The following is a 17,278-nucleotide window of genomic DNA, read 5'->3' as shown; positions in this document are numbered from 1 at the left end:
CATGACCACTCAGAAGCGGTCACAGACATCCTCGCCGATGGCGTCTTCACCGGCGATACGGTCGGCGATGGTGAACGCGCCATCCTTGACCTCCACCACATAAACCGGCTGCATCGCTTGGTGGTCGCCTGCGCGAATCGACTTAACACCCTGCGGCGTCTCCCAGCTCAAACCTTCGAGCGCTGTGCGCACGGCATCGGTATCCGTGGATCCAGCGGCCTCGACCGCTTTCTTGTAGGCGAAGAGCAACCCGTAGCTGTCAGCACCGTAAAGGTCGGGATCGGCCCCGTTGCGTGCGTTGAACGCCTCTACAAATGCCTTGTTCTCAGGCGTGTCAATCTGGGTGGAATATCCAACACCGGTAATGAACCCCTCGGCAGCATCGCCGATGGCACCGATGTTCTGGCTGGTAACCGTGCCTGAGGCCCCAAGAACGGTTAGCCCGTCCAGCAGGCCAAAATCCTTGAGCTGGGTGAACAGGCGAACCGTGTCGTTGCCCGCCACCGAGGTATAGAGAACATCGGGCCGCGCGGCGCGGATGCCGCCGAAATACTGGCTGTAGTCCTTGGCATCAAGCGGCGCGAACACCTCGTCGGTGCTTTCGGCCCCGACCTCTTCGGCATTCTTGCGGAAAGCGGCGACGGTCGACCGGCCCATCTCGTAGTCGGGGCCGAGATAAAAGACCTTGGCGCCCGGCCGCTCTCGCTTCAGCCAGACGGCGAGGGCGGCGGATTGCTGCCCGGCGCGGGCATTGACCCGGAACACATTGGGCGAACACCCCGACCCGGTGATGGCATCCGAAAACGAAACGGTGGTCGCGATCAGCTTGCCCGCTCGTTCGGCAACCTGCCCGACGGCCAGCGTGGCCCCGGAATTGACCGTGCCAGTCAGGAAATCCACATCCGACGCGGTCATGAGTTTCTCGGCCTTCTGCACGGCGACCGCCGGGTTGGCCTCGCTGTCCTCGTAGGCCAACTCGATCTGCCGCCCGTTGATGCCACCGGCGGCATTGATCTCCTCCGCAGCCATATCGAGGCCCCAGCTGACCTGCTGGCCGATACCGGCATAGGTACCCGAGATCGGCGTGACCACACCGATCCGGATCGCTCCCTCCTGTGCCAGTGCCGCAGTTCCGGCCAGCGCCGCGACGGCGACTCCGGCAAACAGTTTCTTCACAGACATCATGTTTTCCTCCCTTTTCAAGATGTCACTCAGCGCCCGGAGAATTCCGGCCTGCGCTTTTCGTGGAAGGCGTTCACGCCTTCGGCGAAATCGTCCGACTGCCGAAGTCGGCTATAGGCGTGGCCTTCGAGCTCGATGCCAATGGCCACCGTTGCATTCTCGCTGTCATTGATCAGTTTTTTCGCGGTGCGCTGCGCCAGCGGCGAGAAGCCGCGCAACTCGTCCACCAGGTGTGCGGTGGCCGCGGCAAGTTCGCTGTCGTCGACGACCTCGGTGGCAATTCCCCAGTCATAGGCTTGCTGCCCGGTGATCCGGCGCGAACGCATGACAACATCCTTGGTGCGCGCGATGCCGATGATCGCCTGCAGGCGAGCCGACCCGCCCGAGCCGGGGATTTGTCCCAACTTCTGTTCGGGAAGCGCGTAACGGCAGGACTGTGTGGCGATGCGGAAATCGCAGGCGAGCGAAATCTCGAACCCCACCCCGAAGGTATAGCCCTGGTTCGCGGCGATCACCGGTTTCGACGCCCGCCAGGGGGCCGCGACGTTATCGGCCAGGTGGCTGACATGCTCCGGCGACGCCTGGAGAAACCCCTTGATATACCCGCCCGAGGAAAAATGCTCGCCCTCGGCGCGCAGCACGATCACCCGCACGCGGTCGTCGCGGTCGAGCGCCTCGAAGGCGGCGCGAAGCTGGTCACGCTGCCCCATGTTGATAACGTTCATCGGCGGGCGGTCGAGGATGATGTCGCCGCGCTCCGACGCAGGGTCTGTCTCGACGCGGAAGCCGTCGAACGTGTCGAACCGGGAATCAGAAGTGGGAGTGGTCATTACGTCTCCTTTTCGCCCCTTACCGGGCGGCCTGCTGCGAACTGGATTGCTCTGGCGCATAGTCGCCAGAGATGAGATGCCGCCTGAGCAGCTTGCCCACGGGGGATTTCGGGAGTTCGGCGACGAAAACGAACCGCCGCGGGCGTTTGAAACCGGCGAGATCCGAGGCGCGGCAGAATTGGTCGAGCGCCTCCGCCGTGACATCGCCACGACGCTTGACGAAGGCCGTGACAATCTTGCCCCACCGCTCATCCGGCAGGCCGACCACGGCACATTCGGCCACGCCCTCGTGCATCGACAGGCAGCTTTCGACCTCGACCGGTGAGACGTTCTCGCCTCCGGTGATGATCATGTCGTCGACGCGCCCGGTGACGAACAGATCGCCATCGGCGTCGAAACGCCCGCTGTCGCCGGTGAAATACCAACCGTCGATCAACGACTTGGCGTCCGCCTCGGGGCGTCGCCAATAGCCCTCGAACGCCTCGTCGCCCGCAAGCGTGGCGATGATTTCTCCTTCCACGCCCGTCGCGACGACACGCTCCGGGTCGCCGCTTCCCATCTCGACGATGCGCAGGTCCTGGTTCAGGCCCGCCTTGCCTGCCGAACCGGGCTTGGCCGCGGCATTCTGGTCGATCGAGAAGGTGTAGACCTCCGACGACCCGTAATGGTTGACCAACAGGTCCGGCCGGAACGCCGCTCCGACCCGCTTCAGCAGGCCGTCGGTCATCGACGCACCGGCGAATCCCAGACGCCTGACATGGCCCAGATCGGTGCCCGGAAAATCCGGGTGATCGAGAAGGTCGTGATAGAGCGTCGGCACGAGGTAGAGCGACCCGATGCGTTCCTTCTCGATCAGGCGCAGCGCCCATGCGGCATCGAAGCGCGGCAGGCAGATGAACGCCCCGTCCAGCAGGTGCATCGCGAGAAGCGAGCGCACGCCCATCGTGTGATAGAGCGGCATGACCCCGAGCGTGACATCGCCCCGCGGCATCAGGTTCTGGGCCACATGGGCGACGGCCGCCGCGCGCTCTGTCCGGTGGCGGCGCGGCACACCCTTGGGCCTCGCGGTGGTCCCGGAGGTATAAAGCATGATTGACCAATCCTCCGGACCGGCCATCGCAGGCGCGTCCGGGGCGCTTGCCGCTGCGGCCTCCTCGACGGATACGGCACCGTCGAGATCGCAGCCGCACGCCATGCGCGGCACATTCATCGCCCGTCTGGAAGCGGCAACGGCGTCGCGGCTCGCAGCGTCGCAGACCACGAGGCTCGCCTCGCTGTTCTCCAGAAAGAAGTCGATCTCGTCCGCCGATGCGCGCCAGTTCACCGGAACGACCGTCACACCGGCAAGCTGACACGCCCAGTGAAGCCAGACCGCTGCACGGTTGTTCTGAAGCGCGGTAAGAATCCGGTCCCCGTGCCGCACCCCGGCGTCTTCCAGACCGGCCACCAGCGCCGATGCGCGCCGATAAAGCTGCGCGTAGCTCAGCCGTGTGTCGCCCTCCACCAGCGACAGCGCATCCGGCGCGCGCGACACCGCGGCAAGCAGCGATCGTCCAAGATCAAGCATTCTGCGTCTCCTTCCTGAGGGCTCGTGCCGCCTCGACAGCGGCGTCGAGTATCGGGCGATACCCGGTGCACCGGCACAGATGCCCCGAAAGCACATCGCGGATGCGCCCCGCGTCCGCCTCGGGCTCGGCCTGCAACAGCGTGTCGAGCGACATCAGAATCCCCGCCGTGCAGAACCCGCATTGCAACGCGTGATGTCTGCGAAACGCGGCTTGAAGGACCGAGAGCCGCCCCGGCGCGGGTGCCAGCCCTTCGACCGTGGTGATCTCTGCGCCGTCCACCTGCACCGCGAGCGTCATGCAGGCGCGCGCCATCATGCCGTCGATCCGGATCGTGCAGGCCCCGCAGACGCCATGTTCACAGCCCACATGCGTGCCGGTCCGGGCCAGAACATGTCGCAGGAAATCGCTCAACAGCATGCGCGGCTCGGTCGCTCCGTCGACCGGCTCGCCATTGAGACGGAAGCGAACCATGTGAGTTTCATCAGCACTCAGTCGGCGCATGAGCGGGCCTCCCCGATGGTGGTTTCTCCGAGGCGACGCACCAGATCACGGCGGTAGCGCGCCGAGGCGTGCATGTCGTCGCGCGCATCGAGCGACCAGGCAAAGGCATTCAGCGCCTCGGCCACATCGGCCGGGGCGAGGTTCTCCCAATCGGCAACGACCGGCGTGTCGTTCACCCCCCCGACGGCGAGGCGCGTCTTGGTTCCCCGCACCATGGCGGCGCAGGATACGATGGCGAAATCCCCCTTGCGCCGCCCGACCTCGCGAAAGGCGGTGCCGGTGCCGGGTGGGGTCAGGGGCACATCCACCGCCTCGATCAGTTCGTCATCGGTCTTTTCCGTCACCATCATGCCCAGAAAGAACTCTCGCGCGGGCACGGTCCGGCGCTTGCGGCGGCTCTTCAGATGGACCCGCCCGTCCAACGCGACCAGAACCAGGGGCAATTCCGCCGAAGGGTCGGCATGGGCCACCGACCCGCAGACCGTGCCGCGCATCCTTGTCTGGATATGGCCGATCCAGGGCGCGGCCTGCGCCAGCAGCGGCACCTCCTGCGCGAGGCCGGCATGGGTTGAGAGCGCCTCCTGCCGCACCAGGGCGGAGAGGCGGAGGCGGCCCTTGGCAATCTCCGGCCTCCGTGAACCCGTCGCGTGCAAGATGTCGACAACCACGACGGGCTGCGCGAGCCGCATGTTCATCATCGCCATCAGCGATTGCCCGCCCGCCAGCACGCGTGCGTCATCGCCGCATTGCGCCAGCACGTCGGCAGCTTCGTCCAGCGTGTCGACGCGGATATAGTCGAACGGGGCCGGTTTCATCGCGCCCCCCCGAACACCGCCTTCAACCGCGCCCCGAACCGGTTTGCGGCGGACGCGCCGCCTGCCTTGCGCCCGAGCGCCGTGAAGAACTGCCCGATGACGATCCGGGCCGCGCCATCCAGCAGGCGCCCGCCCACCGACGCGACCTTGCCGCCAAGCTGTGCCTCGTATGAATAGCCGATCACCGTCGTGCCCTCGCCCTCGGGTGTCAGCGTGAGATATCCCATGCCCTCGCCGGAGCCGAGCGCGCCATTGGCCTTGCCCGACAGGGTCGCGCCATGCGGCGGGTCGAGCTCGGAGAGCGCGACCTCGACGCGGTAGCGCCCCTTGACGGGCCCGACGCCCAGCGTGACATCGGCCAGGAAGCGCATCGGCGACAGCTTGCGCACATCATGCGCGCCGGGGATGATCGCCGCCAGTTGGTCCGCATCCATCAGGATATCCCAGATCGCCTGTGGCTGTGCCTCCACCCGTGCCTCGCCCTTGCCGGTCAGGCCGCGGCCCTGTGGCTTGGGCTTGGTAGCGACGTCTAAGGGTGCGGCGGGCTCATCGCCCAGATACGCAGCGAGCCGTGCAGGCTTCAGCGGCAGCGTCAGATCGGTCCAGCCGCAGAGCGGTGCCACCGCATCGGCCACGGCATTCGCGATGCAGACCGGCGTGGACATGCAATTGCCCTCGCCCACGCCCTTGGCCCCAAGCGGCGTAAGCGGCGACGGTGTGCAGATGTGCAGGATATCGAGCTCGGGGATCTCATGAATCGTCGGCACCGGATAATCGGCGAATGTCCCGGCCAGGAACGCCCCCGCGTCGTCATAGGCATATTCCTCGTAGAGCGCGGCACCGACCCCGTGGGCGAATGCCCCCCGGATCTGCCCCTCGACCATTCCGGGATGCAGGATCGTCCCGCAATCGTGCGTCGTCACATAACGGTCGATGCGCGCCTCGCCGGTCATCCGGTCGATCTCCACCCCGCAAAAGTCAAGGATGAAGGCATGGCACAGCGACGAATTGATCCCGTCCGCCTCGGTTGGCGCGGTCAGTTCCGGCGCGGTCCAGACGGCGGTTTCCCGGACCGGATTGCCGATCCCCTCGGGCAGCGTTCCAGGTGCCCAATGTGCGGCAGAGGCGACCCGCGAAAACGCCAACCCGGCTTCGGGGTTGCCAGCGGCAAACACGCGGCCTCCGGCGAAGCGGATATCCTCGGGCCGCGCGTTGATCCGCGCGGCGGCGATACGGGCCAGCCGGTCGCGCAGCCGGTCCGCCGCGATCCTGACCGCGCCCGCGGAGGCAGCGGCAAAGCGGCTGGCATAGTTCCCGGCCGCGATGGACCAGGCGTCGCGCGCGGTGTCCATCGCCGCGAGCACGCGCACCTGCGCGTGCTCAAGGCCGAAGACATCCGCCACCACCTGAGCCGCAACCGTCCGGTGGCCTTGCCCCTGCGGCACGGAATCAAGCTGAACCGTGACGCTGCCCACCGGGTCGATGGCAATGGTTGCCGCACTTTGTGCGCCGTTCTTCGGCCCCGCCTTGGCACGTTCCTGCGGCGTCAGGGCGATGGACAGATAGCCCATGTTCGACACCGATGGCTCCACCGCAGCCGCAAGTCCGATGCCGTAGAGGCGCCCCTCGGCGCGGGCGGCGGCGCGGGCTTCAAGCAGCGCATCATATCCGCCCTGCGCGAGCGCGGTCTCCAACGCAAACTGGTAATTGCCTGAATCATAGGTGGCACCGCTGGCGGTCCGGTGTGGAAAGGCGTCGGCTGCGATCAGATTGCGCCGGATCACCTCGACCGGATCGAGCGACAACTCATGCGCGATCCGCGCCATCAGGCGTTCCAACGCGAAATAGACCTGCGGACCGCCAAATCCGCGGTTCAGACCGGTCGGCGTCTTGTTGGTCATCACGATCCGGTTGCGCACCGCGAGGTTGGCGATGTCATAGGCCCCGCACAGGTTACCGTGCATCCGGTAGAGCGTCGCCGGTTCCGGCGCGCGCAGATAGGCACCCACATCCTCGACCTGATCCCAGTCGAGGGCCGTGACGCGCCCCTCGCCCGTCACCGCCGCGCGCAGTGTGGTCACCCGGTTGGTGGCCGAGACACTGGCCGACAGATGCTCCAGCCGGTCCTCAACCCATTTCACGGGGCGGCCCGCCAGCCGCGCACAGGCGGCCATCAGAACTATGTAGGGAAACACGCCCTGCTTGACACCAAAGCTGCCGCCCGACTCCTCGGGCGTGCGCAAGCGCAGCCGGTTGCCCGGCACGTTCAGCGCGCGCGCGATCACCGGGTGGATCGAGAACGGTCCCTGGAAATTCGCCAGAACGTCGAAAGCCTCGCCATGCGGATCCCACTCGGCCACCACACCGTAGGTTTCAATCGGCGTGCAGGAATTGCGTGGATAGCGGATCGTGATGTCGACTGTCCGTTCCGCCGTATCAAAGGCGCTTTCCGGATCGCCATAGCGAAAGGAACGGTCCGCCCCGAGATTCCCCGAAAGCCCGGCGTGAAGCTGTGGCGCATCCGCGTTCAGGGCGGCCAAAGGATCAAGCACCGGCTCCAGCGTGTCGTATTCTACAACGATCCGGTCTAGCGCGTCCTCGGCAAGATAGCGGTTGTCGGCCAACACCACCGCCACCGGCTCTCCGGAGTAGCGCACCTTGTCGCGCGCTATTGGCCAGCACTCTATCGGGATTTTCACCCCAACCATGAGCGGCGCAGCGATGCTGGCATAATCGTCTCCGGTAATAATGGCACGCACACCGGGCATCGCTCGCGCAACGGATGTGTCGACCGACCGGAGGCTGGCATGGGCATGCGGGCTGCGCAGGATGGCCGCGTGCACGCACATCGTCGGCACCGGCAGGTCATCAGTGAACCGCCCGCGCCCGGTCAGGAGAGCCGCATCTTCGACCCGTTCGGCCCCGACCGCCGCCATGTCTGCGCTCTTGCTGGCCATAAAGGCCTCTCCTCTCCTGGCAATTCATGCCCCTCGGAGAAGAGGTTACGCAGGCCTCTCGTTGAAAACGATTTCCTGGGGTCGCGTCATTTACCCTCGAGTCTCAAATTCGCAGTATGCCCGAGACATTCCCGAGCCTGGAGATCGCGCGAAAGCTCGACGGGGTAACCCCCGAATGATCCCGGAAGAACCTGGTGAAATGCGCCTGCGTGCTGAAGCCGAGCCGTTCGGACAGCGCGCCGAAGCTCACATCGCTGTCCACGGTCGCGCTGACCGCCTGCTCAAGCCGCACGACATTGAGAAACACTCGCGGTGAGACCCCGGTGGACCTCTCGAAGACACGAAAGAAGTTGGCCCGGCTCATCCCTGTTTCGGCAGCCAGCCGGTCAATGCTGTCGATGCCGCCGGGATCCTTGCGGATCGTCGAAATGGCCTTGCCGACACGCCAGTCGATACCGTTCGTCCGCGCCGCGCTACGCAGGCCCGCGCCGACATTGCGCCAATCCGTGAACCGCTCGATCACGGTGATCATGAGCTCCTCGAGCATGTTCTCATGCTCCTCCACAGCCGTGGGCGCATGCACCATGCTCGCCGCCAGTTCCATCGTCATACGGCGGATCCGCGGCGTGTTTTCCCCGACAATACGACCAAAGAAACCGCCGCCCCCGCTCGCCGCCCAATTCGACCGCATCTCCGCCAGCCAGATGGGTTCGATATACAGCGCGAGGATGATGGTGCGTGGCCGCAGTGGATCGTGCACGTAGGCATGCGGCGTCCACGCGTTTATCAGAACGGCAGTCTCATCGGTCAAGGGCGCAACGCGGTCACCCACCAGAAATGACGTGTCCGCACCATCGACCTTCAGGAGCACATGGCAATGAGGATGCGCGTGCCGCACGAGCGACTTGTCCATGTCGAGAAGGGCGACCCGCCCGAATTCTCCGTTTCTGATCCTGAGAGCATCTGACATGAGAGGATCCTAACCGGTATTGCCCTGAGCGTCATGTTGATTTGAGCCGGCACGACCGGCAGCGGCTTGTGAGCGGAATGTTTGCGGACCATGACGCCTTCGATGACCTTCAACAACTGGTTCCATGCCCCCGGCACATCCATGAGGGAACGACGATCGGCCTCTCCCCGCTCAAAGGATCATTTGAACCTGCGGGACCACTCAGGCCAGAGAAACGACGCGTTTTCAGGATGGTCCAAGTTGCCCATGCGGTCCAAGCCTTTCAATCCGCCTAGCCATGTGCGCGACTCCAGTGGTCCAGCCGGTCCGAGAAGTCCACGTTGCCAGGACTGCATTGTGATTTTGAAGCTGACGTCGGCCACACCTCGCCAGAGCCGCCTGCCGCGCGCGCTCCCTGAGATCCAGACCGTAGACGCCGCGCGTTCGCATCTGGGCCGCAGCGTCATCAAGAAGGTGCTGCCGTGCGCCTGTGGTGCCCAGCCGGAAAGACAAGAACGGCCTCGTCAGTTTCTTGAACGAGACCCGTCCAAGATCGTTGATCGTGCCGAGGCCGCGCTCCTCGAGTATATCCGCCCCGGAAAGCGTGACTTCGACGCGTGCACGGCGCTCGTCGTCTGGGAGCACTTGCTTGGTGCCGCTGACGGGGTTCCTTTGATCCGCGATCTTATGCTGGAACTCCTTCGTGCCGGAAATCGCGTCGAGCACCGCGCTTACCCTGGGTGATTTCGTGACGGTCTTGCCGCCGTGGGTCACGGTGCCGGATTGCAAATGTTAAAGGTAAGCGCGTAACAGGCGTCGCATCGATCTCAGTTTCGCGTCGAAATCTGACGCCTGCCTGCTCTCGTCGAACATCTTCGTCCACCAGTCACGAAGATCGTGCTTGGTGATGTCCTTCGTGCGACTATTGGGTTTCGGATGTGAACTCCTGTTCACCACGTTTGTTGACGCAGCACGAACGAGCCTGTCCTTGTTTGGCGCGCGGCGTTCTCTCGACCGGGGCCCGAAAAGACAGGCCGCGACGCACTTCATGATCTCGTGGTAGTCTGGCTTTTTTCCCGATGTCTTCTGCAGACCGGGGCATCCCTCGAGCAGCAGCCAGTGACCGAACAGAACCAGTTCGGCCTCCGGCTTCGCCTTCTTGTCGGCCCGAATGGCATCTTCGAGATTCTTTGGCACATCAGCTGCCCATGCTTGCGCATCCGCATGAACAAGCGTGTTGAAGCGCCGGATGAATTCGTCGTCGCTCGTCGCCGGGGTGATCTTGCCGTGCGCGAATAGGTCCGACTTTGCGGCCAGACATCTTGCGATCACCTCCCGGACCACTTTCGCGCCTCCGTTTGTCGAAGATGCCATTATCCCCTCTTGCACCCCGCTGCAGCATGACGGCGCCGAAGTTCCCAGCCTGCCAAGGCCTCGTGGATAAACGCTCCAAGGAGAGCGTCAACCGCCTGTTCGAATGACGCACGCGAGTGAAGCGGGGCGAGACGTCCACGGGTGCGAAGGCGCAAGAGCGATCGCACGTTCAGAGCACCGCTTTCGGGCGGAAAGACCGCTCGGTCGGGGATAGGAATGGCTGGCTTTCTGTCGATACACAGCCCGCCGGATCCCGATACGCACGCGGAGTCCCAAGACTGTCTATATCGTGTTTCGGGGATGCCTTCTGGTGCCACCGACGTCGTCTTCCCGGAACCTCGTATACCATGACAATGTGGCCAAAGACCGTCTGCCGGAATGCTCACATCGTAAACCACTGAGACTGGCGCGTGGCTGACATCCTCGGGAGCCTCAATGTCGTAGATACCAAAGGGTGCACATGCCTTCTGATCCCGATTTCCAGATGAAAGGTTCTCGCGCAACCAATGGCAGGCGACCACATGTAGTTCGAGATGATCGCCGCCATTCTTCAAGTTATGTCACACGAGGGCTGATCGCGCTCAGCCGCGCCTTGCCAGGGAACTGGAAAACAGGTTCCGGTAGTCCGGAATGTGGTTCGAGAACAGCGCGCCCAGCCCCTCGATATCGTTGCGCCAATCGCGGTGCAGTTCGCAGGCGGCACCGAACCACGTCATGAGCTGTGCGCCCGCTGCCGACATCCGGTCCCAGGCCGCGTCGCGGGTCATCGGGTTGAACGTGCCCGAGGCGTCGGTGATCACGAACACCTCGTAGCCCTCCTCGATGGCGGACAGGACGGGGAAGGCGACGCAGACCTCTGTCACCACCCCGGCGACGATCAACTGTTTCCTGCCCGTTGCCCTGACCGTAGCCAGGAAGTCCTCGTTGTCCCACGCGTTGATCTGTCCGGGGCGCGCGATGAAGGGCGCGTCGGGAAAGGTCTCTTTCAACTCGGGCACGATGGGACCGTTCGGCCCGTCCTCGAAGCTCGTCGTCAGGATGGTGGGCAGGCCGAAATATTTCGCGGCATCGGCAAGGGCCAGCACGTTGTTCTTGAACTTGTCCGGGTCGATATCCCGCACCAGCGAGAGCAACCCGGCCTGATGATCGACGAGCAGCACCGCCGCGTCGTCCTTGTTCAGGCGTTTATAGGTGAATGACATGCACGTTTCCTTCTGGTCTGGTGGCCGGCATAACGGCCTTGGAGAGTTCTGGCGCTGCGCAACCTGGCTGCCCCGGATGTGACCGGGCCGAACGCGACGCAACACGTACAGAATACCGGACGTGCTGTTTGCCGCCATCGGGCACGGCGCGAATGTCGGGTTCCCCCGAACGACACTGCGCACGAGACCAGGGTCGCTTTTCCGGTTGTCGGCGACGCTTCAAGGCTTGGTTTACCTGCCGGAATCGATGGTCACGAGCCGGATGGCATCACAAGACGGATGCTTTGCCGCGGTCGCCGAGTGTGGACGCCGAAACGCAGGTTGACCGTATGTCGCTGCATTGCGGCATCATGGAATTCTGCAAACGCAAAAGGTTTGAGCGGTCAGTCGGTGCCTGTGCAAATTTGAGGCAGAACCGCGCGTGCCGCGACACGTATCACTTTGATCGTTTGATTAACCCAAGATCACAACCTCTCCTCTCAATACCCGCCGGGGCCTGTCATGGCGGTGCGCAACACGCCGGCAAGGTGAGTGACGGTGAAAGGAATACCTGCCGCACGCCGCAAAGCCTGCCAGGCATGGAGAATTGTTAACCGACTGACGCCTTAGAAAAGCATTGCAGTCAGAACAAGGGAGTTCTCAAGACATGAAGACCAAGACATATCTGGCCAGTATCGCCACAATGACCGCGCTGATTTCCGTGCCTGCCGCCGCACAGGACTGCCCCGTGAAGGTGGGTGTTCTGCACTCGCTCTCGGGTACGATGGCGATCTCCGAAACCACGCTCAAGGATACCGTGCTGATGCTGATCGAGCAGCAGAACGCCAAGGGCGGGCTTCTGGGCTGCGAGATCGAGGCGGTGGTGGTCGATCCCGCCTCCGACTGGCCGCTGTTCGCCGAGAAGGCGCGCGAATTGCTGACCGTGAGCGAGGTTGACGTGATCTTCGGCTCCTGGACCTCAGTCAGCCGCAAATCGGCGCTGCCGGTGCTGGAGGAGCTCAACGGGCTGATGTTCTATCCCGTCCAGTACGAGGGCGAGGAAAGCTCGAAGAACGTATTCTACACCGGCGCCGCGCCCAATCAGCAGGCGATCCCGGCGGTGGATTATTTCCTCGAAGAGCTGGGCGTCGAGAGCTTCGCGCTTCTGGGCACCGACTATGTCTATCCCCGCACCACCAACAACATCCTCGATTCCTATCTGAAATCCAAGGGCATCGCCGACGAGGACATCTTCGTCAACTACACCCCCTTCGGCCATTCCGACTGGGCAACGATCGTCTCGGACGTGGTGGCGCTCGGGGCGTCGGGCAAGCAGGTGGGCGTGATCTCGACCATCAATGGCGATGCCAATGTCGGCTTCTACAAGGAACTGGCCGCACAGGGCGTCGATGCCGCCGACATCCCCGTTGTCGCCTTCTCGGTCGGTGAAGAAGAGCTTTCGGGTCTCGATACCGCGCCGCTCGTCGGCCATCTCGCGGCGTGGAACTACTTCCAATCCGCCGATACCGAGATCAACGCCGAGTTCGTCGATGCATGGAAAGCCTATGCCGGCGAAGAGCGCGTCACCAACGACCCGATGGAGGCGCATTACATCGGCTTCAACATGTGGGTCAACGCCGTGACCGAGGCCGGCACCACCGATGTGGACGCGGTGCGCGCGGCAATGTGGGGGCAGGAATTCCCCAACCTCACCGGCGGCACGGCGGTGATGAACGCCAACCACCACCTGTCGAAGCCCGTGCTGATCGGCGAGATCCGCGATGACGGTCAGTTCGATATCATCAGCCAGACCGCCGAAGTGCCCGGCGACGCGTGGACCGACCACCTGCCCGAGAGCGCGCCGCTCAAGAGCGATTGGAAAGAGTTGGGCTGCGGCATGTACAACACCGACACCGCTACCTGCGTGCAGATGACCTCGAACTACTGAGGCAACAGGGCCGCGCGGGACATCCTCGCGTGGCCCCTCGCACCGAATTCCCCGCTCAGGACCGGACAAACCATGCGTTTCACCGCCCTCCTTGCCCGCGCCGTGGCGCTGCTGATGATGCTCGCCTGCGCCATGGTTCTGCGCCCGGGTATCGCGACGGCACAGGCCACGCTGCAACCGCTCCTGCAAGAGTATCAGGCCGATCTCGCCAAGCCCTCGCGCCGGACCACCGGCCCGGTGATCGCGGATCTGCTGGCCTCGGATCACCCCGGCATGGCCGATTTCCTGCGTAAATGGGAGGCGCGCGAGGTCTATCTCCGCCCCGATGACGGGCTCTTCTTCTACGCAGAGGAGGCGGGCGACATTCTGCGCCTGATCGACATCGACAGCGGCGCGGCGGTGGCCGAAGTGGGCAGCCGCGAGCTTGACCAGATCCGTCCCAATGCGGGCGTGCGCCGCGAACTCGCCGCCGCCCTCGTGCCATTCGAGTTGAACGCCCCCGACCCCGCCCGCCGCGCAGAGGCATTGGAGGCCATCACGCGCAGCGCGGATGCCAGCCAGATCGCGCCGCTGGCAGACAGCATCGAAGACGAGACCGACCCCGCCCTGAAGACCCGCAAGGAGCGCCTTCTCACCCTGCTCGTCGCACAGTTCGGGGCCCCGAAATCCGAGCGTCTCGACGCCATCGCCGGGCTTGGCGGCGATACCAGCATCGAGGCGCGCAGCGTCCTCAACCAGCTCACCGCCACCCGCGACGGCGTGGCCAAGACCCTGCCGGAGGATGCCAATATCGCCCGCGTCCTGGAGGTTGGGACCGATCTCACCGAGGCCGAGGCCCATGACCGGCTGGTCGCCGCAGACCTCGCCCCGCCGCGCCAGACCGCCACCGACCTGCGCGACGTGCTGGCGCAGCATATCGTTGACGGCACCGTCGGCGGCGTGCCGCTGCACCAACTCGACACCACCGCCGCCCGCGCCCGCGCCTACGAGGCGCCTGAACAAGCGGGCACCGTGCCGCCCCGCGCCGCCCCCGATGAGGTGGCGCAGGCCGTCGCCGCCCACGTCTTCTACGCCGAATACCTGCAACCCGACCCGCAGATCACGCAGGCCGCCGAGGACGCGCTCACCGCCACCTCGCGCACCCTCGGCCTCTACCAGACCGCCGATCTTGTGCTTGACGGGCTGTCGCTCGCCTCGATCTTCTTCCTCGCCGCCATCGGTCTCGCCATCACCTTCGGCGTCATGGGCGTGATCAACATGGCGCATGGCGAGTTCATCATGATGGGGGCCTATACCGGCTACGTGGTGCAGCTTGTCATCCCCGATTACACGCTCAGCCTGCTGATCGCCCTGCCACTGGCCTTCGCCGTCACCTTCAGCGCGGGCGTGGCGATGGAGCGGCTAGTGATCCGCCACCTCTACACAAGACCGCTGGAGACGCTGCTGGCCACGTTCGGCATCTCCATCGCCCTGCAACAACTGGCCAAGAACATCTTCGGCACGCAGGCCCGCCCCCTCACCGCCCCCGACTGGCTGGGCGGCGCGATCACCCTCAACGACATCGTCAGCATCTCGACCATCCGCGTGGCGATCTTCGTCCTCGCCCTCATCTTCCTCGCGCTGCTCCTCTACATCCTCAAGCGTACACGGCTGGGGCTGGAGGTGCGGGCGGTAACGCAGAATCCCGGCATGGCCGCCTCGATGGGGATCAACCCCGACCGTATCAACATGCTGACATTTGGCCTCGGCTCCGGCATCGCCGGGATCGCGGGGGTGGCCATCGGGCTCTATGCGCAGGTCACCTCCGAGATGGGCGCCAACTACATCGTGCAAAGCTTCATGACCGTGGTGGTGGGCGGCGTCGGCAATGTCTGGGGCACGCTTGCCGGGGCCTCGCTGATCGGCTTTCTGCAAAAGGGCATCGAGTGGTTCAATCCCTCCAACACACTCGCGGCGCAGACCTACATGGTGCTTTTCGTCATCCTCTTCATTCAATTCCGGCCCAAGGGCATCGTCGCCCTCAAAGGCCGCGCGGCGGGGGACTGAGCCATGAGCAAACCCGATATCACCCCGCGCCGCAGCTTTCTGGCCGAAAACCCCTCGGTGATGTGGTTCCTCGGCCTGCTCGGCCTCTTCACCCTCGGCGTCACCGTGCTGGCCGAGGGCTTTGGGGTGGCACTCCTGTCGACCTCGATGGTCAAGATCCTCGGCATGACGCTCTGCCTGTGCCTCATTGCCGTGGCGATGGACGTGGTCTGGGGCTATTGCGGCATCCTCAGCCTCGGGCATTTCGCCTTCTTCGGGTTGGGTGGCTATGCCATCGGCATGTGGCTGATGTATGCCCGCACCCAAGGCATCGTTGTGGACTCGCTCGCCAATGCCCCCATTCCGCCGACGCAGGGGGAGATCAACGACGCCATCGCCACCCAGATTTTCGGCGTGGTGGGCTCCAACGAGTTGCCGCTGATCTGGGCCTTCGCCGACAGCCTCGCGATGCAGCTTCTCTTCGTGGTGCTGGTGCCGGGGCTGCTGGCGCTGGTCTTCGGCTGGCTCGCCTTCCGCAGCCGCGTGACCGGCGTCTATCTCTCGATCCTGACACAGGCGATGACGCTGGCGCTCTCGCTCTACCTCTTCCAGAACGACACCGGGCTGCGCGGCAACAACGGGCTCTCGGGCCTGCAAAACATCCCCGGCCTGCTGCACCTGCCGCAATCCACCATCGCGCTGTGGTTCTTCTGGGCCTCCGCCGCCGCCTTGGGCCTCGGCTATCTCTTCTTCGCCTGGCTCATCTCGGGCAAGTTCGGCTCTGTTGTCCGCGCGATCCGCGACAACGAGACCCGCGTGCGCTTCCTCGGCTACCATGTCGAAAGCTACAAGCTGGTGATCTTCACGCTGACGGCGGTGGTCTCGGGCCTCGCCGGTGCGCTCTATTACCCTCAGGCGGGCATCATCAACCCCGCCGAAATCGCGCCCATCGCGTCGATTTACCTCGCCGTCTGGGTCGCCATCGGCGGGCGCGGGCGGCTTTACGGCGCGGTGATCGGGGCGGCGGTCGTTAGCCTCGCCTCAAGCTGGTTCACCGGCGGCGGCGCGCCCGATATCGACCTCGGCTTCTACACGATCAACTGGACCGATTGGTGGCTGGTGCTTCTCGGCCTCGGCTTCGTTGCCGTCACGCTTTTCTTCCCGCGCGGCATCGGCGGGCTCTTTGACATGCTGGTGAGGAAGCCATGACCACCCTTCTCGAAGTCTCCGGCGTCTCCGTCACCTTCGACGGCTTCCGCGCGATCAACAACCTCTCGATTCAGGTGGCAGAACCGGAACTGCGCGCCGTGATCGGCCCCAATGGCGCGGGCAAGACCACCTTCATGGATATCGTCACCGGCAAGACGCGGCCCGACGAAGGCCGGGTTGTGTGGGGCGAGAAGAACATCTCGCTTCTGGGGATGAGCGAGAGCGCCATCGCGCGGGCGGGCATCGGCCGCAAGTTTCAGAAACCGACGGTCTTCGAGGAACAGACCGTGCGCGAGAACCTCCGCCTCGCGCTCAAGAACAAGCGTGGGCCGCTTGACGTGCTGCTCTATCGCCGCTCCGCCGAAGGCGCGGCGCGGATCGAAGAACTGGCCAGCGAAATCGGCCTTGCAGACGACCTACCCCGCCGCGCGGGCGACCTCAGCCACGGGCAAAAGCAATGGCTGGAAATCGGCATGCTCTTGGCGCAGGATCCGCGCCTCCTTCTGGTGGACGAGCCCGCCGCCGGGATGACCCCCACCGAGCGCGAGCACACCACCGACATCCTCAAACGTGCGGCGCAGACCCGCGCCGTGGTGGTGATCGAGCATGACATGGAATTCGTCCGCCGCCTTGGCTGCAAGGTAACGGTGCTGCACGAAGGGTCGGTGCTGGCCGAGGGCAGTCTCGATCACGTCACGCAGAACAAGGAGGTGATCGATGTCTATCTGGGGAGATAAGC

General features: G+C 64.5%; 14 protein-coding genes. 5 read left to right on the top strand and 9 right to left on the bottom strand.

Translation table 11 applies throughout. The annotated features are described in order from the left end of the window. Positions 1 to 9: 9 nt before the first annotated feature. The 7 genes from ACFFU4_RS11645 to ACFFU4_RS11615 all read right to left on the bottom strand — a co-directional run bounded on the left by ACFFU4_RS11645 (position 10) and on the right by ACFFU4_RS11615 (position 8,823). Positions 10 to 1,182: an ABC transporter substrate-binding protein gene (locus ACFFU4_RS11645; RefSeq protein ID WP_377069941.1), complete on the bottom strand. Its 1,173-nt coding sequence runs from the start codon at positions 1,180 to 1,182 to the stop codon at positions 10 to 12. 29 nt (positions 1,183 to 1,211) lie between these two features. Then, positions 1,212 to 2,012 (bottom strand): enoyl-CoA hydratase/isomerase family protein, encoded by an 801-nt coding sequence (locus ACFFU4_RS11640; RefSeq protein ID WP_377069940.1) that lies wholly within the window; start codon positions 2,010 to 2,012, stop codon positions 1,212 to 1,214. A 19-nt stretch (positions 2,013 to 2,031) separates the two neighbouring features. Beyond that, complete coding sequence (locus ACFFU4_RS11635; RefSeq protein WP_377069939.1) at positions 2,032 to 3,579, bottom strand: AMP-binding protein; 1,548 nt, start codon at positions 3,577 to 3,579, stop codon at positions 2,032 to 2,034. Further along, a complete protein-coding gene (locus ACFFU4_RS11630; protein ID WP_377069938.1) occupies positions 3,572 to 4,051 on the bottom strand; it encodes a (2Fe-2S)-binding protein in 480 nt (159 codons plus the stop codon). The genes ACFFU4_RS11635 and ACFFU4_RS11630 overlap by 8 nt, the downstream gene beginning before the upstream one ends. Positions 4,052 to 4,068: 17 nt before the next feature. After that, a complete protein-coding gene (locus ACFFU4_RS11625; RefSeq protein WP_377069937.1) occupies positions 4,069 to 4,896 on the bottom strand; it encodes an FAD binding domain-containing protein in 828 nt (275 codons plus the stop codon). Next, complete coding sequence (locus ACFFU4_RS11620; RefSeq protein ID WP_377069936.1) at positions 4,893 to 7,853, bottom strand: xanthine dehydrogenase family protein molybdopterin-binding subunit; 2,961 nt, start codon at positions 7,851 to 7,853, stop codon at positions 4,893 to 4,895. The genes ACFFU4_RS11625 and ACFFU4_RS11620 overlap by 4 nt, the downstream gene beginning before the upstream one ends. 103 nt (positions 7,854 to 7,956) lie before the next feature. Next, positions 7,957 to 8,823: a helix-turn-helix transcriptional regulator gene (locus ACFFU4_RS11615; protein WP_377069935.1), complete on the bottom strand. Its 867-nt coding sequence runs from the start codon at positions 8,821 to 8,823 to the stop codon at positions 7,957 to 7,959. A gap of 336 nt (positions 8,824 to 9,159) precedes the next feature. On the opposite strand from ACFFU4_RS11615, the gene ACFFU4_RS11610 reads away from it, so the two are divergent. Beyond that, a complete protein-coding gene (locus tag ACFFU4_RS11610; RefSeq protein WP_377069934.1) occupies positions 9,160 to 9,546 on the top strand; it encodes a hypothetical protein in 387 nt (128 codons plus the stop codon). Positions 9,547 to 9,594: 48 nt separating this feature from the next. Here the strand turns inward: ACFFU4_RS11610 and ACFFU4_RS11605 are convergent, their stop codons facing one another. Further along, on the bottom strand, positions 9,595 to 10,176 hold the full coding sequence (locus ACFFU4_RS11605) for a hypothetical protein (RefSeq protein WP_377069933.1): 582 nt from the start codon (positions 10,174 to 10,176) through the stop codon (positions 9,595 to 9,597). 581 nt (positions 10,177 to 10,757) lie between these two features. Then, entirely contained in the window at positions 10,758 to 11,378 is a 621-nt protein-coding gene (ycaC, locus tag ACFFU4_RS11600; RefSeq protein WP_377069932.1) for an isochorismate family cysteine hydrolase YcaC, read from the bottom strand. Between the two features lie 646 nt (positions 11,379 to 12,024). Here ycaC and urtA point away from each other — a divergent pair. From urtA to urtD, 4 genes are all read left to right on the top strand, one after another. After that, complete coding sequence (gene urtA, locus ACFFU4_RS11595) at positions 12,025 to 13,305, top strand: urea ABC transporter substrate-binding protein (RefSeq protein WP_377069931.1); 1,281 nt, start codon at positions 12,025 to 12,027, stop codon at positions 13,303 to 13,305. A gap of 72 nt (positions 13,306 to 13,377) precedes the next feature. Beyond that, positions 13,378 to 15,351, top strand: coding sequence for an urea ABC transporter permease subunit UrtB (urtB, locus tag ACFFU4_RS11590; RefSeq protein ID WP_377069930.1), 1,974 nt, complete (start codon positions 13,378 to 13,380; stop codon positions 15,349 to 15,351). A gap of 3 nt (positions 15,352 to 15,354) precedes the next feature. Beyond that, positions 15,355 to 16,539 (top strand): urea ABC transporter permease subunit UrtC, encoded by a 1,185-nt coding sequence (gene urtC, locus ACFFU4_RS11585; protein ID WP_377069929.1) that lies wholly within the window; start codon positions 15,355 to 15,357, stop codon positions 16,537 to 16,539. After that, positions 16,536 to 17,276 (top strand): urea ABC transporter ATP-binding protein UrtD, encoded by a 741-nt coding sequence (gene urtD / locus ACFFU4_RS11580; RefSeq protein ID WP_377069928.1) that lies wholly within the window; start codon positions 16,536 to 16,538, stop codon positions 17,274 to 17,276. Before urtC ends, urtD begins: the two co-directional genes overlap by 4 nt. Positions 17,277 to 17,278 lie beyond the last annotated feature (2 nt).

This window comes from Roseovarius ramblicola (genome assembly GCF_042430665.1).
GTDB lineage: Bacteria > Pseudomonadota > Alphaproteobacteria > Rhodobacterales > Rhodobacteraceae > Roseovarius > Roseovarius ramblicola.
This window is presented reverse-complemented; position numbering and strand designations above follow the sequence as displayed.

Coding starts and splice junctions, on each gene's coding strand:
- urtA (WP_377069931.1), top strand. CDS start 12,025: ATGAAGACCAAGACATATCTGGCCAGTATCGCCACAATGACCGCGCTG.
- ACFFU4_RS11635 (WP_377069939.1), bottom strand. CDS start 3,579: ATGCTTGATCTTGGACGATCGCTGCTTGCCGCGGTGTCGCGCGCGCCG.
- ACFFU4_RS11630 (WP_377069938.1), bottom strand. CDS start 4,051: ATGGTTCGCTTCCGTCTCAATGGCGAGCCGGTCGACGGAGCGACCGAG.
- ycaC (WP_377069932.1), bottom strand. CDS start 11,378: ATGTCATTCACCTATAAACGCCTGAACAAGGACGACGCGGCGGTGCTG.
- ACFFU4_RS11605 (WP_377069933.1), bottom strand. CDS start 10,176: ATGGCATCTTCGACAAACGGAGGCGCGAAAGTGGTCCGGGAGGTGATC.
- ACFFU4_RS11615 (WP_377069935.1), bottom strand. CDS start 8,823: ATGTCAGATGCTCTCAGGATCAGAAACGGAGAATTCGGGCGGGTCGCC.
- ACFFU4_RS11645 (WP_377069941.1), bottom strand. CDS start 1,182: ATGTCTGTGAAGAAACTGTTTGCCGGAGTCGCCGTCGCGGCGCTGGCC.
- ACFFU4_RS11625 (WP_377069937.1), bottom strand. CDS start 4,896: ATGAAACCGGCCCCGTTCGACTATATCCGCGTCGACACGCTGGACGAA.
- urtD (WP_377069928.1), top strand. CDS start 16,536: ATGACCACCCTTCTCGAAGTCTCCGGCGTCTCCGTCACCTTCGACGGC.
- ACFFU4_RS11640 (WP_377069940.1), bottom strand. CDS start 2,012: ATGACCACTCCCACTTCTGATTCCCGGTTCGACACGTTCGACGGCTTC.
- urtC (WP_377069929.1), top strand. CDS start 15,355: ATGAGCAAACCCGATATCACCCCGCGCCGCAGCTTTCTGGCCGAAAAC.
- ACFFU4_RS11620 (WP_377069936.1), bottom strand. CDS start 7,853: ATGGCCAGCAAGAGCGCAGACATGGCGGCGGTCGGGGCCGAACGGGTC.
- urtB (WP_377069930.1), top strand. CDS start 13,378: ATGCGTTTCACCGCCCTCCTTGCCCGCGCCGTGGCGCTGCTGATGATG.